The following is a 25,491-nucleotide window of genomic DNA, read 5'->3' as shown; positions in this document are numbered from 1 at the left end:
ACCTCTGCTATTGCTCAAGGGTATAATTGCCCGCAATGCCCACACTCCAGCTTTCGGGGTGGAGATACTTGCGCAGGGCTTTGTTGACTTGGGCCTGGGTCACTTTGCGAATCAGCCCTGCCCGCTTTTGGAAATAATCCAGACCAAACTGGTATTGCTCCAATTGCAGCAGGCGGTAGGCTATTTCAGGATGGGTCGCCAAATTCACAAGATAGGAACCAATCAGATTGGATTTTCCGTCTTCCAGCTCCTGAGCGCTGATTCCCTCTTTGAGATATTCCTCAATCACTTTGCGTGTTTCTGCCAGGGTTTTCTGCACATTGTCGGGGTGCGTGCTGACAGAGAGCAGCCAAGGGCCTGAACTGCGCCCAATATCTGCGAAATAAGAATAAATGCCATAGGTTAAACCCAGTTCATCGCGGATACGAATGCCCAGGCGTGAAGCCAAAGAGCTTTGGCCCAGAGCCTGGTTGGCCAGAGTGGCTGCGAAAAAATCTGGAGAAAGGCGATTCAGGCTGGTCTGGTGTCCGAGAAAGATACTGACATTGGCTTTGTCGGGCATGGGATGGGCCAACCAAACTCCCTGTTTTTGCCGGGGAATTTCGGCTATCGCAGGTGGCAATGGATTTTTGGCGTTCCAACTGCCAAAGCGCTGACCCAACCAGTTTTGCAGGCTGCGGGCATCGAGATCACCCACCCCAGCCACGATCATGCCTTTGCGGCCATAGTGCTTTTTATAAAAGGCCTGCACGTCTTTTAAACTGAGCTTTTCGGTGGCCTGCATCAATTCCTCAACCGTGGGTTGGTAGAGGGGATGGTCTTTCGGATAGAGATGGCGATAGAGCAAGTCATAGGCCATGGCATCTGTGCTATCGAGGCGTTGCAATAGACGATCCATGCGTTGTTTTTTGAGCTTTTCGAACTCTTCAGCCGGGAAGGTCGGATGCAGCAGTGAATCTTCCAAGAGTGCGAGCGTGGGTTCGACATGTTCGCTCAGGCAGCGGATCGAAAAGGAGACATGATCGGTTCCCAGTCGAAAGTCCAGCGAAGAGCCCATTTGTGCCAGGGCGTCTGCCAATTCAAGCTTGTCGTAGCGTTCTGAGCCTTTTTTGAGCATGCCTGCAGTCAGTTCGGCCAAGCCCGGTTTCTGCAAGGGGTTAAAAATAGTGCCCGCCAAAAATTTGCCTTGAATGGAAACCGTATTGTCGAGATGATTTTCCTGGGTCAGAATCACGGAGCCCTTTGCGAATTCCTGGCGATCCAGCTCAGATTTTCCACGTTTAAGCGCAGGGGCCTTGGCTTTCTTGGCTGTGGGTTTGCGGCTTTCCTGGCGGCTGCGCAGATTGACATCGACGGCTTCTGCTTCTTCTGGAATAAACCAACCCACGGTCAAATTGTCTGATTTGAAATAGGTCTGGGCCACCCGCTGAACATCAGCGGGTTTGACTTTTTCAAGATTTTCGAGGTAGTGCATCATGAATTTCCAGTCGGCGGTCGCTTCAAATTCTCCCAGCATACTGGCCAATTGCATGGTGCCGTGGCGGTTATACGAAAAGGCGGCTTTGGTTTGGTTGCGTACACGATCCAGTTCTTTGCGACTGGGGGCCTTTTTCTGAAGTTCTTCGAGCACCTCCAGCATGGCCGCTTCTACTTCAGCGTGTTGAATGCCCGAGGCCAGTTTGGCATGCACGATAAACAGTCCGGGGTCGCGCAACTGCAGGTTATAGGCACCTGCATAGACGGTCTTTTGGGTCTCGACCAGTTTTTGATAAAGTCGGCTGTTCACGCCTTCAGAGAGAATATCCTGCAACACATCCAGGGCATGGCTGTCGATATGTTCTTGGGGGGGCACATGCCAGGCCATTTGTACAATTCCCAATTGACCGGGGCGACGAATTTTAAAGCGACGCTCGCCCTGTTGCGGAAATTCCTGGGTATACATCTGGGGGATCGGTTTTTTGGAGGGCGGAATCGCGCCAAAATGTTTGTCGATCAGCTCCAGGGCCTTGCTGTTTTGAAAATCACCCACCACAATCAGGGTGGCGTTGTTGGGATGATAAAATTCCTTGTAAAACTGCTTCAGGCGTGCGGTGGGAACGCCTTCCACATCGCTGTGCCAGCCTATCGTGGGGTGGTGATAGGGATGCGCTAAAAAGGCCTGGGCAAACAGGTTCTTCCACATCACGCTGTCGGGCTCGTTTTCATCCCGCTCCAGTTCATTGCGCACCACGGTCATTTCAGACTGGCGGTCGGCATCGCGGATAAAGGCATGCTGCATACGCTCGGCTTCAATTTCAAGTGCCAATTCCAGTTTTTCAGCAGGAACCGTTTCATAGTAGGTGGTACGATCGACCCAGGTCGTGGCGTTGAAATTGGCCCCTTCTTTGCTCAGAATCTGGGCGATTTGCGTGCCTTTGCTCTTGTTGAAACGGGGCGTTCCGCGAAAAAGCATATGTTCTAAAAAGTGGGTGGAGCCTGTGAATCCAACCGCTTCATTGCGGGAACCCACCTTATACACGACCAGTACTGTGGCGACGGGGGCCGAGTTGTTTTCAACCAGCAGAACCTTCAGGCCATTGGCTAAATGGTATTCCTGAACGCCCCCTTCTTCCTGAATACAAGCATACTTCATGTTTTTATTTTCCTTCATAATTGCCCACAATAATGGTATTGAGGCGGTCTGGGGTGAAGTATTTGCGAATGGCAGCATTCACTTCTTCCAGGCTCACGGCCTGAATCTGTTCGCGACGTTTTTGAATATAATCGTCACCCAGTTTGAAAAATTCAATATCTGTCAGCCGATCGGCCAGACTGGGGTTGGTAGATAGCCCCACCAGATAGGAGCCAATCAGGGCAGATTTTGCCAATTCCAGCTCACGTGCGCTGATGCCTTCTTTGCGGTATTTTTCGACTACCTCCAGTGTGGAGGCGATTGTTTTTTCGACATTGACAGGGTTGGTGGTCACTCCAATCAACCAGGGGCCTGCACTGCGGCCGGCATCTGAAAAATACGAGAAAATGCCGTAGGTCAGGCCCAGTTCATCGCGAACACGCAGCCCCAGCCGTGAAGACAGGGAGCTTTGACCCAGGGCAAAATTGGCAATGATCGCAGGGAAATAATCAGGGGTTCCCAATTTAAGATCGGTTTGAATACCCAGGGCAATTGAAACATTGGCCTTGTCCTTGAGTGTTTTGACCACGCGTTGCCCCTTGGCCTGGGCTGCGATATCAGGAACAGGAATGGCGGCGCTGTTGTCAGCTTTCCAGTGGGCAATCGCTTTCTGCGCTTTTTCTTTGACGGCTTTGGCTTCAATATCGCCGACGATGGTTAAAACCATTTCCTGGCTGCCGTAGTGCTTTTTGTAAAAAGCTTTGACATCTTCAAGCGTGAGCTTTTCGATTTCTTTGATTTTAGTTTCAATGCTGACGGCATGGGGATGGCCTTTGGGGTAGAGTGAAGTATAGAGCAGATTGTGGGCCAGACTGTCTGTATTGTCCAGCTGTTGTTTGAGCCGATCCACCGTCTGCTTTTTGAGTTTTGCAAATTCATCGGCGGGGAAAGTGGGTTCCTGAAGCATTTCAAAGAGCAAATGGAGGGTGGCATCGGTATTCTCAGCCAGACAGCGCCCGGTAAACTCGACACGTTCCAGACTGGAAGAAAAACTCAGGTTCGCGCCCATCGATTCAAGTTTTTGCGCAAGTTCTAATTTTTTATGCTTTTTTGTCCCTTGATCCAGCATATCTGCAGTCAGCATGGCCAAACCTGATTTGCCTGCGGGGTCATTGACACTGCCTGCCAGAATGGAGCCATGAATCGCCACTGTCGAGTCCAGATGATTTTCCTGAATCACCAGACTGCCTTTGCCCAGGGGCAGGCGCTCCACCGGAGGACGTTCCCCTGTGGCTTGATTTTGTTGCTTTTTATCTTCAGCAACCTGCTGGTAGACGGTATCGTGCTGGTTGACTTTGACCTCATTGGCGGCCTGGGGCACAAACCAACCCACTGTGCGGTTTTGGGGCTGAAAATAGGTTTTGGCTACCCGTTGAACTTCGGCGGGTGTGACCTTTGCAATCTGGTCGAGGTAGCTGACCATATAGCGCCAATCAGCCATGGCTTCGTATTCGCCCAGGTCGCTGGCCAATTCAAGTGTGCCATGACGGCTGAAGGTCGATTGCGCTTTGATCTGGGCTTTGACCTTCTCCAGTTCAGCCTGGCTGGGGGGGGTTTTTTGGAGACTTTCGATCACGGCCCACAGGGCTTTTTCACCTTTTTCATGGGGAGTGCCAGAGGCCAGTTTAGCTGAGACCACAAACAATCCAGGATCGCGCAATTGGACATTGGAACTGCTGGCTGAAACAGCCAATTGTTTTTCAACCAGGGCTTGATGCAAACGGCTGGTGACCCCTTTGCTCAGCAACGCGTCGAGCACGTCCAGGGCATAGCTGTCGGCATGGGCCAGAGGGGGCACGTGAAAGCCCATATTGACAATGCCCAAGGTGCCGGGGCGTTGAATGGTAAAACGCCGCTCACCCTGCTGGGGCGGTTCTTGGGTATAGACTTCAGGAATCGGCTCTTTGGAGGCTTCCAGGGGGCCAAAGTGTTGATTGACCATGCCCAGCGCTTTTTTGGATTCAAAGTCTCCTACCAAAATCAGGGTGGCGTTATTGGGGTAATAGAAATCCTGATAAAACTTTTTCAAGCGGGCGGTGGGCACACCTTCTACATCGCTGCGCCAGCCAATTGTGGGGTGGTGGTAAGGGTGGGCCAGAAAAGACTGGCTGAAAAGCTGTTGCCACATGACACGATCCGGGTTGTTCTCGCCTCTTTCCAGTTCATTGCGCACCACGCTCATTTCAGACTGGCGGTCAGCATCTGCGATAAAGGAATTGCGCATCCGATCGGCTTCCAGGCGCAGGGCCAGATCGAGTTGATCCGCAGGCAGGGTTTCAAAATAATTGGTGCGATCCAGCCAGGTGGTGGCATTAAAACGTGCGCCTTGTGATTGCAGGGTTTGCGCAATCTGCGTGCCTTTCTGTTTATTAAACGTGGGCGTGCCTTTAAACAGCATATGTTCTAAAAAGTGGGTAGAACCGGTATAGCCTACGGCTTCGTTGCGCGAGCCCACGCGGTAAACGATCAGGGTGCTGACCACGGGAGCAGCATGGTTTTCAACCAGCAAAACTTTTAAGCCATTGGCAAGGGTATATTCCTGAATTCCCTTGTGGGCACGTACAAATTGGGGGGCAGCAGGGGGGGCTGAAAAAGCCGGTGAGATGAGAGGTTGATAGCCCATTAAGCAAGTCAGGATGCCAAGGGTCAGTGCGGTTTTTTTCATGATTCTACCTCATTCAGAGTGGTTCGGAACTTGCGGCGTAGATATTGCATTGTATCATCTGAAACCTGTGGCTGGCCCGATCACTGCTGATCTCAGCCTAAAAAGTCAGGCTGCTTTCAGGGCTTGCGCTTGAAGTGGGGCAGCCACCATCTGCGCATGGTATTCTGATATATTCCATCAAGGGGCATCTAAAGTCCACTTTGAAATGGCATCGATCCTGATATGAGGTAAGCAAAATGACAAATGGATACTATCGCTGGCCCACGGTTCAAGGCAATCAGATTGTTTTTGGCTGTGAAGACGACCTTTGGTCGGTTCCTCTGGAAGGAGGGGCCGCTTCCCGCCTGACTGCTGATCTGGGTCATATTTCCTGTCCCCAGCTTTCTCCTGATGGAAAATGGATTGCCTATATTGGTTCCGATGAAGGGCATCCGGAAGTGTACGTGATTCCTGCAGAAGGCGGCGCTCCCCGACGTTTGACCTATTTCGGTGCGGCGGTCACCCGTGTTTCAGGCTGGAAGCCTGACAGCTCTGCCGTGATCTGCAATTCATCGCATCGCCAGATTCTGCGGCGCATGGTTGAGCTTTTTGCCGTTCCCTTGGATGGCAGTGAACCCGAATGCCTGGATTATGGCATGGCCCACCATATTGTCTGGGGGCCTCAGGGCGGGATGCTGATTGGCCGCCATACCTGGGATCCTGCCCGTTGGAAGCGTTACCGTGGGGGGACTGCCGGTGTTTTCTGGCTGGATCGCCAGGGAACGGGGGGCTTTGAACCCTTTCTGCGTGAAATCAAGGGCAATCTGGCGACCCCCCTGTGGTTGGCTGAGCGCCTGTGGTTCCTCTCTGATCATGAGGGGGTGGGCAATCTCTACTCTGTGCAATTAGATGGACAGGATTTGAAACGCCATACCCACCATGAAGACTTTTATGTGCGTTTTCCTCACAGCGATGGGCAGAATCTGGTCTATCAATGTGGTGGAGAGATTTACCGCCTGAATCTGGCACAGGATACTTCAGAAAAGGTTGAGATCCAATGGCGCAGTCCCCGTGTGCAGACCAACCGTAAATTCGCGGCTCCCAGCAAATACCTCAATGCCCAGCATTTGCATCCCGAAGGCCATTCTATTGCTGTGATTACCCGTGGCAAGGCCTATTCCATGCCTTTGTGGGCGGGGGCTGTGGTGCAGCATGGCGAACGCGAAGGCACCCGTTACCGGGTGGCACAGTACCTCTCTGACCAAAAACGCATGATCCTGGTGGGGGATTCCTCCGGTGAAGAGCAGGTCGAAGTCCATTGGTTGGATGGTTCTCAGCCTCCTGCAGTGGTCACGGATCGTTCTCTGGGACGGCCTGAATATGTTCAGGTTTCGCCCGTTACAGCCCAGGTGGCTGTGGTCAATCACCGCCGTCAGTTGATGGTGGTGGATTTGGATACTTTAACGACCCGTTTGATTGACGAAACCATTCAGCACAATGGCATTGGCATGCCGGCCTGGTCACCCGACGGGCGTTGGTTGGCCTATTCCTATTCCAAAGCCCCTCAGATTTCAGTGATCAAGCTCTGTCAGCTTGAAACAGGAGATAGCTGGGAAGTGACCCGTCCCGTACTTGAGGATTTTTCACCCTGCTTTGATCCTGAAGGCAAATATCTTTACTTTATTTCTACCCGTGAGTTTAATCCAGCCTATGATGAAATGCATTTTGCCTTGGGCTTTCCCTATGGCACGCGTCCCTACCTGCTGACCCTGCGCAAGGATTTGCGCTCTCCCTTTGAGCCCGATGCGGCGATGCTGGTTGAGAAAAAAGACAGCAAGCCTGAAGGCGAAGAAAAAGGCGAAGACAACGCAGAACAGCCCAAGGTCAAGCCGGTTGAGATTGATCTTGAAGGTATTGCCGATCGAATCGTGGCCTTCCCTGTTAAAGATGGCCGCTACCGCAAGGTCTTGGGCCTGCCCGGAAAAGTGCTCTATATTACCTACCCCGTGCATGGCAGCCTGGATCAGAACTGGTCAGAAAGTGTGAAAATTCGTGGCACCCTGCGGGTTTTCAATCTCAAAACCCGTGAAGAAGAAGTCTTTATGGACGGGGTCAACAGTTTTCAGCTTTCCGGGGATCACAAATCGCTCTTGGTGCGGGTGGATAATAAGCTTCGGGTTTTGCCCGCCGCTGAAAAACCCGCTGAAAAGGTCTTGAGTGACAGCAAACCCGGCAAAAAATCAGGCTGGCTGGATTTAGACCGTATCAAGCTGGGCGTTGTCCCTGTTTTAGAGTGGAAACAAATGTATCTCGATGCCTGGCGCAGAATGCGCGATCATTTCTGGACTGAAAATATGTCGGGGATTGATTGGGAAGAAGTTCGGGATCGTTATTTGCCTTTGCTGGACAAAGTGGCTTCCCGTTCAGAGTTTTCCGATTTGCTTTGGGAAGTTCAAGGTGAAACAGGCACTTCGCACGCCTATGAAATGGGCGGCGATTACCGAACCGAACCTCAGTACAGCCAAGGCTTTTTGGGCGCCGATTTTGCCTGGGATTCAGCCGCGAATGGCTACAGAATTACCCATTTGGTGCATGGCGATCATTGGGATGCCAAACGTGGTGGCCCCTTGGCGAAACCAGGGGTCAATGCCAAGGTCGGAGAGATTGTCACCGCAATCAATGGGCAGGCTTTAAGCCAGACCTTTACCCCAGAGCAGGCCTTGGTCAATCAGGCCAAAACCGATGTGCTGGTGACTTTTGGGGGTGAGAATCCCCGTACGGTACAGGTGCATGCCTTGGATTCTGATACCTTGGCCCGTTACCGGGATTGGGTCGAACAGAACCGTACTCTGGTGCATGAACAGTCCCAAGGCCAGGTGGGCTATGTACATATTCCCGATATGGGGCCCTTTGGTTTTGCTGAATTTCACCGCTATTACCTGAGTGAGTGCAATTATTCGGCCCTCTTGGTCGATGTGCGTTTCAATGGGGGCGGCCATGTTTCGCAACTGCTCCTGGATAAACTATCTCGCCGCCGTTTGGGCTATGATTTGCCCCGTTGGGGTGAGCCTGAACCCTTTCCCTCCTATACGGTCGCAGGCCCCATGCTGGCCCTGACAGATGAAAATGCGGGCTCTGATGGGGATATCTTCAGCCATTCCTTTAAAATGCTCAAGCTGGGCCCCCTGGTCGGTAAACGCACTTGGGGTGGGGTGATTGGCATTAACAGCCAGGGCCGTTTGGTGGATGGCAGTTTGACCACCCAGCCTGAATATTCTTTCTGGTTCAATGATGTGGGCTGGCAGGTAGAAAACTACGGCACCGATCCCGATATTGAAGTAGAATATGCTCCCCATGATTATAAAGCCGGGCAAGATCCTCAACTGGAGCAGGCCCTGCGGCAGCTTCTGCTGATGCTTGCAGAAAATCCTCCTCCTGTGCCGGATTTGACCCGCAGACCTGAATTGCGTCGTCCTCCCCTGCCTGCTCATGAAGCGCAGGGAGAATGAAGCTTAAATCATGAATGAATTACAGACTGTTTTTATATCCATGCTTGAGAACGAGGACGAACAGGTCAGGGAAGTCGCTGCCCGTTCTTTGCTGGAAATGATCGACGCAGAGGTCATTGATACCCTGCTTGAAACTGCAGAATCGGCTGATCATCCTGGTTTTCTTGAGGTGCTTTGGCTTCTGGGAAAATCTGAGGAAGTACGCGCGACAGAACTTTTGCTCAAGCGCTTGAATGACCCGGAGCCCCGTCTGCGCGAGGTTGCGGCTGCGGCCTTGGCTGAAATTGGCGATGTGCAGGCACTTCAACCTCTGATTGAGGCCCTCAAGGATGAAGCGCCTGAAGTGCGGGATGCTGCAGCCATGGCTTTGGGTGAGCTGCGCGATTCTCGTGCTGTACAACCCCTGATAGATTTACTTCAGGATGCTGAAACCCAGCAGGTTGCGGCCTGGGCACTGGCAACGATTGGCGATCAGCGGGTTGCCCCTGTGCTGATGCGGATCATTGATTCTGAAGAACCCGATGCCATGCGTGCTATGGCCGTACGCTCCTTGGGCAGAATGTCAGATGGTGAAAATGTTGAAATCTATATCCGCTGTTTGAGTGACCCTTCACATTTGGTTGTGATTGAAGCCTGTAAGGTTTTGGGCGAATTGCAGGAAGATACAGCTGCCGACGATTTGTGGCGGGTATTTGAGTCGACAGAAAATTCTCGCGTGAGTCTGAATGCTGCGGTTTCGCTTGCAAAATCAGGAGATCCCCGTGGCAATGCGTATTTGATTTCTGTTTTGCGCGAAGATGAAGACTGGGGGCGGCGTCTCAATGCGCTCCTGGGTTTGCGTGAACAGCAACAGCAGGAAAACGCACGTGAAGCCTTGCGTGAAGCGCTCAAAGACCCCCATTGGCTGCTTCAGAAACAGGCAGCCCTTTCCTTGGTTGCCCATTGGGATGAAGATGTCTTTGCCACCCTTTCAGGTTTCCTCAGCAATGAGGATGACGATATTATGCAGGCCGTGGTCGAAGCCAGTCTGCTTGAAATGGCAGAGGGTGAAGAGGATGATGAACCCGGGAATTTCGATGAATTGGATGACCTCCCCGATCCCATGGGTTAACCCCTGGATGGTGGGAGGCGGTTTTATGATAAGATAGCCCTGGAGGGCCCCATGCATTGTTTTATCCACTCTCAGCACGAAGCCGTCGGCAGCTGCGTAGAATGCGGCCACGGAGTGTGTATGCTTTGTTTGAACAAAGTCGATGGCCGTATTTTTTGCGATCAATGCGCTCAGAAAGCGCCTGCACTTCGTCGGCGTTCTTCGATTTCAGTGAATGCGAGTATCAATCAAGATTTGAATTCTTTGGTGCTCTATAAAAACAGAGTTTTGGCAGCACTTTTGGCCATGACTTTGGGGGGCTTCGGGGGGCACAAATTTTATTTGGGTCAAATGGGTTGGGGATTTCTCTACATGATTTTTTTCTGGACAGGAATACCAGCCTTTGTGGGTTTTGTAGAAGGGGTTCTTTATCTTATTCAGTCTGATGAAGAATTTGCCTTAAGCGCTGCTTCGCCACTTATGTTACTGCGTGCTCAATTTGTTCAAAACAGACAGGCACTGAGAACTCCAAGGGGCAAGAATGAAAATAATTCCTCTAAAAATCTTTTGAATTCAGACTCAAAACAAGCTCTTGCCCGTCTATCGCTCCGTTCAGACGCCGATTATGAACGCTATCTTTTGCATTTTGCCCGTGAAAACAAAGGCATCTTGACCATTGGTCAAATTGCGGCAGATACTCCGATCAGCATCGATAAAGCAGAACACCATCTTGCCAAATTGGAAGCCCGGGGGTTCACACGGGTTGAGATTGATCCCAATACGGGGGTGATTCGCTATCTCTTCCCAGAGTTCTTATACCCCTCTTTAGACTCCCCGGATCACCCTTTTCGTGATATCTAGGTTGAAGGCTTGACGGCGCTCCGCTTCACTGCCTATGATGATTTTATCCTGATACAGATCCGGTTCACGTGGCACCTTCTCACCTTATTTCTTTGAACACCTGGCATGTTCAACCTTTAAATTTAGGTCTTTTGCTGGGCCTCAGCCTGGGTTATCTGTTTTTTTTGAAAAGACTGCACCATGGGCGCAGTCCGATTTCCCCCTTTCGCATTTTTTTGTATTTTACAGGGATTGTTTTGATTTTTCTGGCCACGGCTTCTCCACTTGAAACCCTGGCGCGAAACTATCTAATCACAGCGCGGGCCAGTCAGCATTTGTTGCTGGCCTATCTGATTCCCCCTTTTTTATGGGCAGGTTTTGGTGCGGGCTTACTCAATCAGGTGGTTTTACGCTATCCTTGGCTGGATCGTCTGCTTTTTGTCTTGGGGCAACCGATACCGGCGGCGATTTTTTTTAATTTGGGTCTGATGGCTTGGTATTTGCCGCCCTTGTGTGCGTTTTCTGTCAATAATGTCTGGGGAGCACAATTGGAGCATCTCTCCGTACTTTTGGCGGGGTTGGTGATGTGGTTGCCTTTGATGCATCCCTTGCACTATGTCAGGCCCCATTTCTCTCGCCAGATGTTCTATTTAATCATTTTAATTTTTTGCCAAGTGCCTCTCTTTGGTGTTTTGACGCTCAGTCGCGAGGCTTTGTATTTGAGTTATCAACTGGCGCCACGCATTACCCAATTGAGCGCCTATGGGGATCAGCAAAGTGCAGGATGGCTAATAAAACTGGTTTCTGTCCTGGTCTTTGCGGGGGCTTTGGTCGCCATTTTTCTCCAGTGGCACGAGCATCAACGGATTCAGGACCGCAATGAAAACTTACAGGCCTTTGAAAACCTGCGACTTGTCAATCTGGCTTTGCGCCGCCAGGGAGCCGCACAGCCTCCCCAAGGCTAGTAGAAATCGTGCTGTTTAGCTTAAAAATCTGCTTTTCAGTTCGGGGGTGGGAATTCTGCAACTTTCCTGCTTGCCAAACCAGCGGTAGCGGTTGCGGGCGATAAAATCATAGACAGAATCTCTGATAAAGGCCGGAATGACCAAAAAAAGCCCCATCCAGCGTAAATATTGAAGTTGTCGGGCGATGCGTAAGGCTCCCGTCGAGCGGATATAGACCAGATCGTTTTCAAGCAGAACCAGACTGCTAAACCCTTCTGTGGGCAGTTTGTGAGCTTTTAAAAGTTCTTGACCCACTTCCGATTGGAGGGAGGCAAAATGAAACTTTGCTTTGGGATCGCGGTCGATAATAAACTGTACGCTGGCATTGCAAAGATTGCAAACCCCGTCAAAAAGCACGGTGAACGTGGTTTCAGTCATCACAGTTCCTGACCAGACGAAATCCTGTTAGACGCACACGTGTCTCTGGGGGGAGATAGCCTCTGGCGGCCTGGCGGCAGGAGGTAGCATTGCAAAACCAGCTTCCTCCACGCATCACCCTGCCCTTGCCTTGGGCTGGGCCACGTGGGTTTTCAAGCGCTTGATTTGAAAAGGGAGCATGCCAATCGTGACACCATTCCCAGACATTTCCATGCATATCATACAAGCCCCAAGGGTTTGCTGTTTTGAGGGCCACGGGTTGGGTCTGATAATTGGAGTTATTGTTATACCAGGCAAAACTATCCAGGGTGCTGGCATCATTGCGATCTGAATAGGCTTTGGTATTGCCCGCGCGAGAGGCATATTCCCATTCTGCTTCTGTGGGTAAGCGATAAAACCCCTCTCCTCGGGCATTCAGAGCAGGTAGAAAGCGTTGAACAATTTCTAACCAAGACACGTTTTCGACAGGGTGCAGCGGATTTTTGAAGTCAGAAGGGTTGAATCCCATCAGTTCTTCCCATTGGGCTTGGGTGACGGGCGTGGTCTGAATCCAATAGGGCTTGCTCAGCGTGACAGAATGTTGGGTCTCGTCTTCTTCGCGGTGGTGTTCATATTCAGGGGAGCCCATTAAAAATTTGCCGGGTTCAATCCGAATAAACTTCATTCCCAATCCATTTTGAAAGGGCGGGGAACTGGGGGCAATCAAACTCACATTGAGCAGAATATCCTGTTTTTGTTCTTCCCGAACCTCAGCCCAAATCCGTGCATGGTCTTTTTCATTGAGAAGGAGTTGTTGACGTAGATTTTGAACTTTTTCTTGTTCTTCTTCAGATAAGCTATCCCATTCATAGAAAACACTACGAATTTTGTCTCGATACATCTCTTCGGCTTCTGCCAAGAGATTGCGTGAAATTGCATAGGCGTTTGTTTTTCCCAAGGCATTGGCCCAGGTTTCGACAATCCAGTCAGAAAAATGGGGGGCCAGTTGTTTTTGGGCGCTGAGTTCCTGGCTGAGCAGGGTGAGGGTTTTAGGCAGTTCTGCTTCAGAAACAGGAATCAGCAGCCTTTCAGGAATTTTTTCTTCGAAGGCCAGCATCACCAATTCAATTACTTTCTGTTCATCTGGGCAGATATCTTCAAGAATGGCTTGGAGTTGCTGGGTTTCACCCAAGAGGGCAAAGCCCTGTGAGAGCAGTAGATCTTTAAGTACGTAGCCAACAAGTTCAGACATGGTTTCCTCTTGTACAATAATTGCTGCGTTGAGTTGATTATTCCCAATTTGGGCCGTATTTAAGCAGGCGTGGGCTGTTTTGGGTAAAAACCCCAGCGATTTCGGTATGACACTCTGGGCATTGTGCCTGGGTTAAATGGTTGCTCAAAACCCGATGCCAGTCTCTTTCTATCAGGGGTTTTTGGCAATGTGGGCAAAAGGTTGTTTGGCCTTCCCGATCATGCACATTGCCTACATAAACATAATGGATTCCCATACTCTGCGCAATTCTGCGCGCGCGGTTGAGGGTTTCCTGAGGGGTACGCGGCGAATCCTGAAGTTTAAAATCGGGGTGAAAGGCCGTAAAATGAAGGGGCACTTCCGGTCCCAGGTTTTCAAGAATCCATTCACACATGCGCCGGGTTTCATCCCAGCTGTCATTGTGACCCGGAATCATCAAATTGGTAATTTCAAACCAGATATTGGTTTCGTGTTTTAACCAGCGCAGGGTATTGAGAACGGGTTCGAGATGTGAAAAGGTAAGTTTGTGGTAAAAGGTCTCGCTGAAAGCCTTGAGATCGACGTTGGCGGCATCAATATAGCGGTAGATGTCTTGCCGGGCCTCAGGCGTAATATAGCCAGCGGTGACCAGAATATTGCGCAGGCCAGCATCCCTTGCCAGGCGAGAAATATCGATGACATACTCTCCAAAAATGGTGGGATCATTGTAGGTCATGGCAATGCTGGGACAGCCGTGTTGTTGGGCCAGGGCCACCACCTGTTCAGGCAATGCGGCGACACTGTTCTTTTCGACCAGACGTGCCTTGGAAATATGCCAGTTTTGACAAAAACGGCAGCCAAGATTGCAGCCTGCTGTACCAAAACTGAGAATGGCGCTGCCAGGTAAAAAATGATTCAGGGGTTTTTTTTCGATGGGGTCAATCGCGAAACCCGTCGATTTTCCATAGGAGGCGGCATACAGTTTGCCCTCAATATTCTGACGAACATAACAAAAACCCGCCTGACCGGCTCCGATACGACAGAAACGGGGACAGAGCGTGCACAGGATTTTTCCTTTCTCATCGGTCTCCCACCATTGGGCAATCGGCATTGTTTCAGCAGGTGTTTCAGGCATGCTTCGAACCTCCCTTTATGGATAACTCTATTGTAACCGAAAGCAGGTCTGAGTTCTTTGGCTCGGTGCAACGCTGTGCGCTTCAAAGTGGTAGTATGATACAGATGCATATGTGCCTGACAGGCTGATAAAATGAGGAATCATGTCCAGATTTGAAATGGAAAGGGCTCGTGGCGGGCCTTCTCTTCGTAGCTTCAAGGAATTGCTGTTTCTCTTTCAATCCTTGTATTTTTATCTTGAACATTTGGATTCCCGTTTAGCGTTTTGGGATAAAACCCTGGGAGCACTGCTATCAGGGTTGAGTGCCCAATCACAGCGCAACGAGCGGCTAGAACAGGAGCTTGAAGCCAGCTCCAGCTTGGTGGCTGAATTGCGGGAGCAATTGTCCCTCTCCTTTGCCGATCAGGGAAATGAGATCTTTGCTGAATTGTTTCAGCGTCTTCGGGGGCTTCCCACCCATCCAGAACCTGCTTCAGCGCCTTCTTCGCAGTGGAATGCCCTTCAACAGGAAACCGAAATCTTAGCATTGGCCTATGCCTTTTTAAGCGAACGTTTGGGCGCTGAAAAATCGGAATTGCTTGAATATTTTTCAGATCTTGAAGCCCTGGAAGAACGTCTTCTCACGTATCAGCGCCAATTTGAAAAGTTTGAAGCAGAAATTGCTCTGCTTCAAACGAGGGCACTTGAGCATCAGAAGAACATGCTGAACTGGCAGGAATCACGTGCAGAGTCTGAACGCCTGATTGCAGAACAGGCTGAGCGTATTCAAGAACTTCAGGATTTTATTGAACGTCAGCAATTTGAGAGTGATCAAAGAATTGAGAATTTAAATGATATTCTTGAAAAAACAGCACGCGATACTTTGAGTCTTCAAAAAGGCAGACAGGATGCAGGCATTTCTCTGGTGCGCATGGCGCAACTCAAGAATGAGGCTGAAGCCAAAGCTCAGCAATTAAAGCAGGAACTGGCAACAGTTTTGAGCCAATATGAAGCATTGCAGGCAGAGGGCCAGCAGCCTGAAAGATCCTCTTCCCCTGAAAAACAACACCAGATTCTCAACCAGGCCCGTTTTCAAGTTTTACTGGAATGGCTGCCTTTTTTGTCTTTTCTGAACCCTGAACAGCAAAACCAGGTTACTCAGAAAATGGCCCATGCGCTGCATATTTCTCCTGAGCATCAGCAGGTTTTGCAAACCCGTGCGCAAGCTGGTCAGGTCTTTTTTCGACATGCTATGCGTGAATTTTTACCGGCTCACGTTTCTGAACTGCAAACCAAGGGAGCCATGGCTTGGATTCCTGAGGGGGTATATCCGATTGGAGATGCCCTTCACAGTTCTGAACGACCCGTTCACTCTCAGAAAACTGAAGGCTTTTATTTAGATTTCTTTCCGGTCTCCAATGCTGAATTTTCAGAATTTATGCAAGCGGGCGGCTATCAAAGGGCTGATTTTTGGCTGCCTCAGGGATGGGCTTTTGTTCAGGAACAGCAACTGACAGGGCCTGCCTTTTGGAATTTGCCCGGACATTGCTGTGGTGAGGATTATCCCGATTTTCCAGTAGTGGGAGTCAGTTGGTACGAAGCCGTGGCTTTTGCGAATTGGGCCGAGAAGCGATTGCCTACAGAAGTGGAGTGGGAAATGGCTGCCCGAGGTATTGAAGGTTTGATCTGGCCTTGGGGCAATCAATGGCAGGAAGAACGGGCCAATACGGCAGAGACAGGTCTCTTGACGCTTTGCCCTTCCGGCTCTTATCCGCTGGGAAAGAGTCCTTTTGGCTGCTTTGATATGATCGGCCAAGTCTATGAATGGACCCAAAGCATCTATCAGACTTACCCGTATCAAGCAGATGACGGTAGAGAAGACCTTGTCGCTGCGGGTGCCCGTACCCTCAAGGGCTGTTCCTGGGGGGTTCGCGGCACCTTTTTTACCCGTTCCTCCTACCGTTTTTTTCAACCCCCGACCCACCGCCACAGTGATATTGGTTTTCGCTGTGCCAAGCATTCTGGGGACCACGCAATAGGGGCGAATTTCAATGGATAATTTTCAAACCTTTTTCACTGAAAATCTGCCTGTTTTGGCTCACCCTGAGCTTTTGCCCCTGCGCCAGTCACCTCCACCCTGGGCATTTCCAGAACATGCGCAGCAAAATGCCCTGAGTACGGGGCAGCAAGCTTGCCATTACTGTGGTTTGGGGGATTCGCTTCAGGCTGACCTCCGTGTTTCGCCTACCCAAGGCTGTGAAAAATTGCAAATGTCGCGCAAACAGTCCATTCTGCCCTTTGGGATGCATTTACAACCCAGCATTCTGGATATTACGGGGCAAAGGGTTTCTCTGAGCTATTCTGCGGCTTTAGAGCGTTTGGCCTTGCTTTTGCTTGATCATCGGCCAGCCCAGGCCCAGACCTTGATTTACACCAGTGGTCAGGTAGATTATTTTGCCCTCTTTGCCATGCATGAGGTCTTTCGTCTTTTGGGGGTTCGCAGTATTGCCAGCAATGCTGAGCACGGTTATTGGTCAGGTGCACTTTATCAAGAGTTTTTAACAGGGCAGGCCCGACCTTTTATTCAGTATGATCAGGCTGTCAATGGCCCCAATCGCTTATTTTTGCTCAGTGGATGGAATGGTTTGGTTTCTCATCCCCCCCTGTTTGAGGCGCTTATGCAGCAAGAGCCTGATCTCTATTTGATCGAGGTCATGGTCACAGAGACCGCTAAAAAAATCATGTCTGAATTGGGGCCTGAGCGCGTGCTTTTTATTCGTCCAGGCAGTGACAGTTTATTGGCTCTCTGTCTGGCGCACGAAATTTTAACCCATTATCCCCAGGCGATTGATCATGCCTTTGTCAAACATTTTGCAGATGCCGCCAGTTTTGAAAACTACCTGGCATTTGCCCGCCAAGAACGATTTCATCCTGAACAGATTGTTCCGCTGATTGCCTCAGAATATGCCCACAGAGAAAAGCTCTTACGGGCAGTGCGACATTTGGCTTCTCATTTGGCGAGCCCTGACACTGTGCCTGTCCATATCCCTTCTTTGGGGCTTTCCCAAACCGCTGGAATTGTTCCCCATTGTCTTTGGGCAAATTTATTGGCCTGTTTGGGCAAGTTTGGTTTAAATCCTGAGGGTGAACTCTTGGGCGGCGTTCTGCAAGTGCCGGGTCAAAGCAACGAAGAATCCGTGATTCAGATGCTCTCTTCCACACATTTTCCAGGTCGTATTCCCTTTGATCAGGCGGGGGCTGAGGACGCTGCCCGGCGGGTCAATCTTCCTCCCGATGTTTACGATCGGGCCTTGGCCTGTAACCCCCGTTCAGCTCTGGATTTTTCAGAACCCCAACCACGGCGTGAGCTCTTTTTATTTTTTGGTACGCGCTTTGAACGCATGATGATGAACAGCACACGTTGGCAGCGTAAATTATTGGACCCGCTTGTGCAATTTGTAGTCATTGACCCTTTCCCTGATGCTTTCAGTTTAAAGCATGCGGCGCTGGTGATTCCCACGGCTCCTCCTTCTGCTGCATTTCGTCTTTCGCAAAGTGGCGAATGGCGCTTGAACCTTTCCTGGCCCCGCCACCAGAGCCCTGCGCAAATGCGCAGTGATGTGACCTTAATCTATGACACGATCACCATGGTCATGCGTCTCTTGCAACGTGATACGGCCCTGGGGCTGCGGCATCCTGATCTCAGCCGTTTAATGCAAAGTGGTTATTTGCAAAATCGCTTTGCGCCCCCAGAAATGGGCGGTCGGCTGATGCGCCAGGAGGGTGAAGTCAATCGCGCCCAGCTCTGGGATCGGATTCAGGCCTATTGGACGGGGCAGACGGGGCAAAATACGCTTTTCTGCAGACCCGAAAACAAAGAGGGCAAATTGGTTTCCTGGTTGGAACTACTCGAACAGGGCAGTTTGATTCATGGCGGAGTGGGTTCGACGCTCTATCGCCTGGACCCCCAGAACGCAGACTTACCTTTTGCTTCGGTAAAAGGAGAGCGCCGTAGGTTTGAATTTTTTCTTCCCCAGGAACATGAGATTCAGCCCTCCTCTGGGATCGTATTGATCACGGGGCGTTCTCACCTGTCTGAACAGGAGGTGGATTTGCGCTGGCGTCAGGATGCCTTTAATTCATGTAAAACCTCACCAACGGCTCATCGCCCCCAGGAAACGCTGGCACATATTTCTTTGGGCTTGGCCGAACGGTTGGATTTGAAACCCTATGATCGGGTTTGGCTGACCAATCGAGACACCCGTGAATCGCTGGTGGTAAAAGTGATTCCCAGCAAGCGGGTCAATGGTGAAAATATTTATCTGAGCATTCATCCCACTTGGGAGGATGAGCAGAAACAACGCAGTTTAAATCAATTGACTTCTCATTTGGGGCGCTGTCAGTATACGGGGCAAACGGCTCTCAAACTGACCCGCGTGACGATTGAAAAACTCGAATCAGAAAATTAAATCTTATACATTCGCAATATTTTTCTTGACATACTGTCATGCTCTTTGTATCCTCTTCAATAGGGAAAGAGGAACAAATCACTTTTTGATTACGTCATCCTCACATCTGTGCAACAATGAGCGAGTCTAAGTTTTGGGGTTACAAATGAGAATCTTTGGACTGGCCTAAGATTCTCAATCAACGAAATTATTTCAGAGGAGAATATTCTATGCTCGTAAAAAAAATGATGCAAACCTTACTCGCTGGTTCTTTATTGATCAGCAGCTTTGGCTGCACAGCTGAACAGTTGACTGTGGCTGCTAATTTGGCAAATCAATTGTTGAAAGAACTTGAAAGTGGAAACAAAGTCTCGATCGATTTGGCCTTGGTCAATGAAAATGGGGTTTCCAATTCTGTTTCTGCTGCGGATATTGATGAAGTCCGAATTGGGGGCCGAAGGGTTCGCCACTCTTTTAATGCCCAAGGTGAACTGGTGGTGGATGATTTTAATCTGTCCGATGGCGGGCAGGCAGAGGCAGAAGTACAGCTCAAGGGCTATCAACGGCCCGTGATCGTGGTGATTAATCCAGAACAGCAAAAGCGCAGTAATATTCGCCTCCACGCTGAAGTGACGGTTGCCACTGCCAATAATCGCAAGGTCGTTCTCGATCAAGTGGCAACCACCAACCGGATTGAAAACAAAGACAGTATTCAATCCTTCCAACGCAATGCTGTTGTGGTGGATCTGGGAGCCAAAGCGGCTCAAAAATTAAATGGCAAACAAATTGCCGGGGTTTGGTTGGATGGCGATCGCCTGCCTCAGAACCAGTTGCGTGTGAATCAGCGCGGTCAGGTTTTGGTGCATAGCAGTGCCTTTTTACGTTATTTTATGGGCTTAGACGCTCAGGGAAATTTTGTCAAAGCCAATGACAATCTGGGAACAGTCAGCTTTCGAAATAAAACGGCCTATAAGCAGTTAAAAGATAATTTACGTAAAAAAGTTTTACGTGAAAAATCCAAATATGTACAAACCCGTACGGTCACTGAAACCCGTGTGGTGGTGACCAAAAAAATTGTCACCCAAACCCGTTTTGTCACCCAACAGGTGATTGGACCTGCGCCTCAACCTACCATGAGCTTGGATGCTCGTTTGAACCTGCAGCTCTTTTTGAACCGTTTGAATACGCAGCAACGTGCAGACATCGAAGCGCGTGCCAAGGCACAACGTCTTCAGGCACAACAACGTCAGGAATTGGAGCGTCGTCTGGCTGAACTCAAGCAGCGCCAGGCTGAGTTGCAGGCTAGACGCCCGGTTGCGAATGTACAGACTGTACAGGTAGGCAATCAGCAATTGGAACGCCGTCAATTGGCGGGTATTCGCGGATTGGCAGCTACAAAGCTGGCCCGTGACAGCAAGGTCTATAAAAACCGTACTCTTTATGTTCTGACACGGACTGAATCAGGGAAAATGCAACTCTATAAATTCTTGATTTCGGGTAAACAAATTGAGCGGATTGCTCAAACGCTTACCCAAAGGCTGGCCATGGCCAAGCAGCGTGCCGAGCAAGCCCGTTTGCGCTTGAATCAAACCCGGGGTGGAAATATTGATGACCTCCTGAATCAGGTGGCTGCAGATGTCGATACCTTGGGCGATTTGAATGCTGAAGGGGATTTGCTCTGCGAAGCCCAGGTCGAAGATCTTGAAAATAACAGTGATAACCTGGCTTTGGATGTCGACTCCGCTCAATCGGCTGAACAAATGGTGATGACTGAAGAAATTTCGGCTGAACTGAGTGAAGAGCTGGCAGATGTTTTGGTGGATGCAACAGGGTCTACCCAAGATGATGTGGAAGTGGCTTTGCAGGTCTCAGATATTGAGCAAGCGGCAAGCGAGTCCAATGTTTCTGCCCAACCTGAAGAGGTGCTTCTGACAGAAGATCAAATCAATCTTGAGTCTGAAATTCAAGAGGCCAACCAAACGGCCCAAGAAGTTCAGCAAAGTATTGAAGAGGAAATTGCTGTTGAGATTCTTGCCCAAGAATCGCAACAAGACGCATAAACCAGTTGATTTGAATCCTTAAAACCCTTTTTCCCGCCCTTGCAATTTATTGCAAGGGTTTTTTATTGGGGAGATTTAAATTTCTTTCTCAGCGTTTGAATCCCTGAGGGGCCTTGCTTTTGAAGAAACTGCATCAGTTTTGCAATATTGCCCTTTTCTTGCTTTAAGAGTTTTTCGAAAAAGTCCTGCTCCTGATCGTAGTGCTGATAGGCCATGATCATGGCGTTGTTCCAGGTTCTTTGCTCAAAACCAGCATAACCTGAACCCTTAAACTTTTTGACGATATCAAGTTTATAGCGAGTTTTCATTTCTTCAATAATATGCGCTTTGCGTTCATACTTATTGGCTGTGAAGGCATCACTTTCATACAGTTTCTTGAGTTTGTCGTGAAGCTCTTTGATAAAGGTTGCGAATATTTTTTGATCTGTTTGACGGGCCAAAGCTTCTTGGTATTTTTTATTGTTTTTTCCATATTTTTGCGCGAAATACTCAAGTGCACCATAGTAGCCAATAAAACTGGCAAGGTTTTCATTGAAGGTTACATCGCCTGGAATCCAGAGACTGGCATGCACACTTTCATGGATGACCGTGCTGACCAGATAAAATTCGCCATAGAGCAACATGGTATTGAGCAGGGGATCTTGAAGTTTTCCCAGGGTACTGTAGGCCGGAGAGGGTCTGAAATGTGTTTCATAGCCCTGATCTTCAAAGCTTTTCTTTTCCTTCAGCCCCATTTCCTTATTGTAAAAGCCCTTATAGGGAACCGTGCCGACAATCGGAAACCACCAGGTATAGGATTCCATTTTCAGGGGGGGAGAAACCGTTAAAACCATGACCAGATAATCCCGGCCCAAATCCAGATATTTTTCGTAGTTTTGGGTGGGTTTGAGACCCAATTTTTGTTCTGCGAAGTTTTTGACTTCAGCCACCTGTTTGAACTGGCGTTTCAGATTGGCAGAAACACTGGGGTCTGTCAGCATTTCCTGAATGGAACGCCCGCCAATCAGCAAAGAAACCTGACCTTTGGCGCCCTCCCAAAGGTAGAGCGTCATGTCTTTCCAGATCCAGGCAGCAAGGGCTAAACAGGTTAAACAGACCAAGCAGGCTTTGAGGCCAAAATTTAGGATTTTACGGAGCATTTAACTTGAAAGCAGGGCTTGAATTTTCGTAATTAGCATGTCCATGGCCACCAGATTATTGCCGCCTTCAGGGATAATAATATCCGCGAATCGTTTGGTCGGTTCAATAAACTGCTGGTGCATGGGACGCACTGTTTCCAAATATTGGTTGAGTACAAATTCAAGTGAGCGGCCTCTTTCGAGTACATCCCTGCGAATGCGGCGAATGATACGCAGATCAGAATCAGTATCTACGAAGATTTTAATGCCAAGCATATCTCTGATTTCTTGATAACCCAAGACCAGAATGCCCTCCACCAGAATAACCTTTCGCGGTTCTACCCGCTCAAAACCAACGCGGGTAAAAGATTTGAAATCGTAGATTGGTTTTTCAATGCTTTCTCTGTGCCGAATCGTATTTAAATGTTCAAGCAGCAATTGATTGTCAAAGGCTTCAGGATGGTCAAAATTGAGCTGCATACGCACATCAGCAGGCAGATGGCTCAGGTCCTTGTAATAGGAGTCCTGTTGAATATAACTGACTTCTTCGGGCCCTACAGCTTCTAAAACCTTGCGGGCTACGGTTGATTTTCCAGAGCCGGATCCTCCGGCTACACCAATAAAATGTATATTATCCATGTTTTTCATTATACCCGCTTGTTGCTAAGATAGAGGAGTCAAGGTATTTTGAATCACGATGATTTGTTGTTCAAGGTTTTTAAGATTAGAAATTGAAACAAGAAAATAGAAAATATGACAGGCGATTTTAGTCCTGATAGTTTAAATCCAGATTATATCGAGGATTTTCTCGAGTCTTTTTCGCATAAATGTGTTGAGTTTGGCTATTACTGCGACCAATATATGCGTGAGGAAATTAATCTGGGTGAAATAACCCGTAAGCTTTCTGAGGCGACAGGGGAGGGTGAGGGCTTTTTTGGTGCCAATCACGCCATGATGACCCCTCAGCAGTTTCATCGTTTTGAAGTCATGCAGCGTTCACTTGATCAAATGACAACCCAATTGATTGAAACTGAGATCAAGCGCAATAAACAAATCATTCAAGAAGCGCTCTCAAAGGGTGAATATTTTATTGTCAATATCACCTTTAACAGTATCCACTCTTCAATTTATATGGCCTATAACAATCCAAATGATCAGCTCAAGATGGAGCGGGACGCAAAACTTGCTGAACTGCAGCAGGAACAGGAACTGGTTCAGGCTTTAATGAAGGTTCTTAAAGCGATTGAGAGCAGAAACCGCCCCAGCGAATACAATGATGTGGAGCGTCATAAATTGGAGAAGGCCTTTCAGATTTATGCTGAGTATTTTAAAAAACTTGAGCCTTCTGCGATTAAGCAGGCCTGTGATAATCGTGCCATTCTGCTTTTAGAAGAACACGTTGCTTATCTCGAAAGCAATGCCTATTTCAATGACCGACGCAAAGCTTTGGAACATGTTTCGATTTGTGTGCATCATTTGCGTGAAATTGCAAATCTGGAAGGTCGGGCCCGTCTTGAAGAACTCAAGGAACGGGTGCGTCCGCCTGATCCCACACAAGAATTAAAAAGGCTCTTTGAAGAGGTTGAAAAAGCAGAGGGCGAAGCCAATATCTACTCAGCGGTTGTGGCTTTTAATAACTGTGCTGAAGCCAATCCCGCCGAACCTTCGATCCATGATTTAAAACGCCGGATGCGCGTTATTCTGAAGCAAAAGGGTTTTCTTTAGTGAATTCTTGAGAGTTCACCTGTTGGGGTACGTGAGCCCAGTACAGGCTCCATAATCTGACGTGTGAAAGCAGATTCAAATCCATAGCCCTTGAGCCGATTGTGGTAAAAGAAGAGCAAACGCATATCCTGAACATGAATCTGTTGGCCCGCATCAATCACCACTTCTTTGGAATAAAACATTTGTAAATAGCGGATCGCTTCGTCGACCAACATATCCGCAGGCGTATTTTTTAAGGCAGTAGCCAATTTCAAGACCCCATTTTTTTCCTGTTCCGATAAAAAGGTTTTAAAGCGATCAACGAGTTGAATCAATTCACTGCGCTGAATGCAGGCTTCTCGTGCGCCAATTCGAATCAATTGATAGAGATCCAAGCGCGGATTGAGGTGAACCAAATAGCGGAAAAGCACATAAGAAAACAATTGGGTGGGTAAAATCACATTGTTCTTAAAATAGCTTTCTGCCACCCTGCGCCCTGCTTCACGGGTATATTCGTGATCTCGGTTTGCATCGAGGGTGATTTCGCCTGCCCAGTTGCGCACATAGCAGGAAGGGTCAATTTCCCTCCCCTGCTCATCATAGGAGATTCCCTCATCGTCTACGCGGTTGCCAAAAATATCCAAGGGAGGGGCGTAGCGGATAAACAGGCTGGAGTCTAAATCCAACATTTTTTTCATATACATAAAGGTCTTGCTGAATTTTGAAGACTCATCGTCTTCGATGATATACCTTGATTTTCCCTGCTCTTTGAGAAAATCATCGATCAGGGTTTCGGCTTCAAGCACCAGATTGTAGTTAATTGTGCAGGGAATCAGATAAATATTGGGTTTTTCTTTGCCCTTGCGCAGATTGTTGATATAGGCTTCAAGACCCGTCCCCATCAAACCCAGTTTTAACTTCTGCTCCAAATTGCCAGAGCGGCTGCGGGTTCCCCCTGGAAAGAACAAACTGTGAAAACCCCGTTCGAGAATGACAAGGGAATAGGTTTTTAAGACGGTTTTGTACAATTCGTGCTTCAAGCGACGATCCAGGCGATAGGCCCCCAAATTGTGCATGAAAAAGCTCAAAATTCGGTTGGTAAATAGGTTTTTACCCGCTCCGTAGGTAACGGGGGGCAGGCCTGAGCGGAAGGCTGACCAGCCCACGACCATGGAGTCCATATTGCTGCTGTGGGTGGGCACCAGAATAACCGTGCCTTTTTCCGAGAGTTTGCGGGCCGATTCAACATGGCCTTCAATCATGACCTTTTCTTGAAAGCTGTTGCGGCGCAGATTGAATTGGGGATCAAAAAAGAGCGAAAGAATGGCTGGAACCATGCTGGTCGCGAAGCGGTAGACCTTGGGATTGAAATGGCCTATAATATCGCGCGCGTATTCATCAGCCAATTCTTTCAGCAATTTGCGGTGTTCATCGGGGCCCATGCGGTTGAGTGAACGGTAGATATTCTGCCAATAGGGCACTTTGGCATGTTTTTTATGCAACCTCAGGATTTCTTTATAGGCGGCATCGTTCAAAACAAATTCTGCGCTGTGATCTTGTAGAAGTTTTTCGAGAGAAGCCTCAACCACTTCAGCGAGTATAGATTCCTCATTTTCCTGCATCTGGAAAATCGGAGAGTGGGTATTGATCAGGGGGGCAGTCATGCGGGCTCCTCTCTGGATGATTAAACTCATGATACCA

General features: G+C 49.1%; 16 protein-coding genes. 8 read left to right on the top strand and 8 right to left on the bottom strand.

Translation table 11 applies throughout. The features are described 5' to 3' along the window. Positions 1-7: 7 nt before the first annotated feature. On the bottom strand, positions 8-2,710 hold the full coding sequence (locus COW20_02360) for a hypothetical protein (protein ID PIW50365.1): 2,703 nt from the start codon (positions 2,708-2,710) through the stop codon (positions 8-10). Then, positions 2,637-5,336 (bottom strand): hypothetical protein, encoded by a 2,700-nt coding sequence (locus COW20_02355; protein ID PIW50364.1) that lies wholly within the window; start codon positions 5,334-5,336, stop codon positions 2,637-2,639. The genes COW20_02360 and COW20_02355 overlap by 74 nt, the downstream gene beginning before the upstream one ends. Before the next feature lie 236 nt (positions 5,337-5,572). Between COW20_02355 and COW20_02350 the strand changes: the two genes are divergently transcribed. From COW20_02350 to COW20_02335, 4 genes are all read left to right on the top strand, one after another. Continuing rightward, positions 5,573-8,824 carry a peptidase gene (locus tag COW20_02350; GenBank protein PIW50363.1) on the top strand — a complete coding sequence of 1,084 codons (3,252 nt, stop codon included), beginning with the start codon at positions 5,573-5,575 and terminating at the stop codon, positions 8,822-8,824. Between the two features lie 10 nt (positions 8,825-8,834). Next, the gene (locus COW20_02345; GenBank protein PIW50362.1) at positions 8,835-9,935 is read left to right on the top strand and encodes a hypothetical protein; all 1,101 of its coding nucleotides are present in this window, start codon (positions 8,835-8,837) and stop codon (positions 9,933-9,935) included. Positions 9,936-10,055: 120 nt separating this feature from the next. Next, positions 10,056-10,775: a hypothetical protein gene (locus COW20_02340; GenBank protein PIW50361.1), complete on the top strand. Its 720-nt coding sequence runs from the start codon at positions 10,056-10,058 to the stop codon at positions 10,773-10,775. Between the two features lie 68 nt (positions 10,776-10,843). Then, positions 10,844-11,719, top strand: a complete 876-nt coding sequence (locus COW20_02335) for a hypothetical protein (GenBank protein ID PIW50360.1) — start codon at positions 10,844-10,846, stop codon at positions 11,717-11,719. A gap of 15 nt (positions 11,720-11,734) precedes the next feature. Here the strand turns inward: COW20_02335 and COW20_02330 are convergent, their stop codons facing one another. Genes COW20_02330 through amrS form a run of 3 tightly spaced genes read right to left on the bottom strand, consistent with a single transcriptional unit; the run spans position 11,735 to position 14,481 of the window. Beyond that, positions 11,735-12,136, bottom strand: a complete 402-nt coding sequence (locus COW20_02330; GenBank protein ID PIW50359.1) for a hypothetical protein — start codon at positions 12,134-12,136, stop codon at positions 11,735-11,737. After that, the gene (locus COW20_02325) at positions 12,129-13,367 is read right to left on the bottom strand and encodes a hypothetical protein (GenBank protein ID PIW50358.1); all 1,239 of its coding nucleotides are present in this window, start codon (positions 13,365-13,367) and stop codon (positions 12,129-12,131) included. Before COW20_02325 ends, COW20_02330 begins: the two co-directional genes overlap by 8 nt. Positions 13,368-13,404: 37 nt before the next feature. Further along, on the bottom strand, positions 13,405-14,481 hold the full coding sequence (gene amrS / locus COW20_02320; protein PIW50357.1) for an AmmeMemoRadiSam system radical SAM enzyme: 1,077 nt from the start codon (positions 14,479-14,481) through the stop codon (positions 13,405-13,407). Positions 14,482-14,623: 142 nt separating this feature from the next. Between amrS and COW20_02315 the strand changes: the two genes are divergently transcribed. From COW20_02315 to COW20_02305, 3 genes are all read left to right on the top strand, one after another. Further along, the gene (locus COW20_02315; protein PIW50356.1) at positions 14,624-16,519 is read left to right on the top strand and encodes a hypothetical protein; all 1,896 of its coding nucleotides are present in this window, start codon (positions 14,624-14,626) and stop codon (positions 16,517-16,519) included. Next, the gene (locus COW20_02310; GenBank protein PIW50355.1) at positions 16,512-18,929 is read left to right on the top strand and encodes a hypothetical protein; all 2,418 of its coding nucleotides are present in this window, start codon (positions 16,512-16,514) and stop codon (positions 18,927-18,929) included. Before COW20_02315 ends, COW20_02310 begins: the two co-directional genes overlap by 8 nt. Before the next feature lie 209 nt (positions 18,930-19,138). Next, on the top strand, positions 19,139-20,968 hold the full coding sequence (locus COW20_02305) for a hypothetical protein (protein ID PIW50354.1): 1,830 nt from the start codon (positions 19,139-19,141) through the stop codon (positions 20,966-20,968). Between the two features lie 62 nt (positions 20,969-21,030). Here the strand turns inward: COW20_02305 and COW20_02300 are convergent, their stop codons facing one another. Beyond that, positions 21,031-22,107 (bottom strand): hypothetical protein, encoded by a 1,077-nt coding sequence (locus COW20_02300; protein PIW50353.1) that lies wholly within the window; start codon positions 22,105-22,107, stop codon positions 21,031-21,033. Continuing rightward, positions 22,108-22,725: a uridine kinase gene (locus COW20_02295; protein PIW50502.1), complete on the bottom strand. Its 618-nt coding sequence runs from the start codon at positions 22,723-22,725 to the stop codon at positions 22,108-22,110. 114 nt (positions 22,726-22,839) lie between these two features. Here COW20_02295 and COW20_02290 point away from each other — a divergent pair, with 114 nt between their 5' ends. Next, positions 22,840-23,811 carry a hypothetical protein gene (locus COW20_02290; GenBank protein PIW50352.1) on the top strand — a complete coding sequence of 324 codons (972 nt, stop codon included), beginning with the start codon at positions 22,840-22,842 and terminating at the stop codon, positions 23,809-23,811. Here COW20_02290 and COW20_02285 read toward each other — a convergent pair. Continuing rightward, positions 23,808-25,484, bottom strand: a complete 1,677-nt coding sequence (locus tag COW20_02285; protein PIW50351.1) for a hypothetical protein — start codon at positions 25,482-25,484, stop codon at positions 23,808-23,810. The two genes, COW20_02290 and COW20_02285, sit on opposite strands and share 4 nt — an antisense overlap. Positions 25,485-25,491 lie beyond the last annotated feature (7 nt).

The sequence above is a fragment of the bacterium (Candidatus Blackallbacteria) CG13_big_fil_rev_8_21_14_2_50_49_14 genome, assembly GCA_002783405.1.
Classification (GTDB): Bacteria; Cyanobacteriota; Sericytochromatia; order UBA7694; family UBA7694.
The sequence above is the reverse complement of the archived record's forward strand: the minus strand, read 5'-3'. Positions and strand labels throughout refer to the sequence as shown.

Excerpts from the sequence above, each read along its gene's own strand:
- COW20_02360 (PIW50365.1), bottom strand. The coding sequence starts at position 2,710 with ATGCTGCCATTCGCAAATACTTCACCCCAGACCGCCTCAATACCATTA.
- COW20_02355 (PIW50364.1), bottom strand. The coding sequence starts at position 5,336 with ATGAAAAAAACCGCACTGACCCTTGGCATCCTGACTTGCTTAATGGGC.
- COW20_02350 (PIW50363.1), top strand. The coding sequence starts at position 5,573 with ATGACAAATGGATACTATCGCTGGCCCACGGTTCAAGGCAATCAGATT.
- COW20_02345 (PIW50362.1), top strand. The coding sequence starts at position 8,835 with ATGAATGAATTACAGACTGTTTTTATATCCATGCTTGAGAACGAGGAC.
- COW20_02340 (PIW50361.1), top strand. The coding sequence starts at position 10,056 with ATGCTTTGTTTGAACAAAGTCGATGGCCGTATTTTTTGCGATCAATGC.
- COW20_02330 (PIW50359.1), bottom strand. The coding sequence starts at position 12,136 with ATGACTGAAACCACGTTCACCGTGCTTTTTGACGGGGTTTGCAATCTT.
- COW20_02325 (PIW50358.1), bottom strand. The coding sequence starts at position 13,367 with ATGTCTGAACTTGTTGGCTACGTACTTAAAGATCTACTGCTCTCACAG.
- amrS (PIW50357.1), bottom strand. The coding sequence starts at position 14,481 with ATGCCTGAAACACCTGCTGAAACAATGCCGATTGCCCAATGGTGGGAG.
- COW20_02315 (PIW50356.1), top strand. The coding sequence starts at position 14,624 with ATGTCCAGATTTGAAATGGAAAGGGCTCGTGGCGGGCCTTCTCTTCGT.
- COW20_02310 (PIW50355.1), top strand. The coding sequence starts at position 16,512 with ATGGATAATTTTCAAACCTTTTTCACTGAAAATCTGCCTGTTTTGGCT.
- COW20_02305 (PIW50354.1), top strand. The coding sequence starts at position 19,139 with ATGCTCGTAAAAAAAATGATGCAAACCTTACTCGCTGGTTCTTTATTG.
- COW20_02300 (PIW50353.1), bottom strand. The coding sequence starts at position 22,107 with ATGCTCCGTAAAATCCTAAATTTTGGCCTCAAAGCCTGCTTGGTCTGT.
- COW20_02295 (PIW50502.1), bottom strand. The coding sequence starts at position 22,725 with ATGGATAATATACATTTTATTGGTGTAGCCGGAGGATCCGGCTCTGGA.
- COW20_02290 (PIW50352.1), top strand. The coding sequence starts at position 22,840 with ATGACAGGCGATTTTAGTCCTGATAGTTTAAATCCAGATTATATCGAG.
- COW20_02285 (PIW50351.1), bottom strand. The coding sequence starts at position 25,484 with ATGAGTTTAATCATCCAGAGAGGAGCCCGCATGACTGCCCCCCTGATC.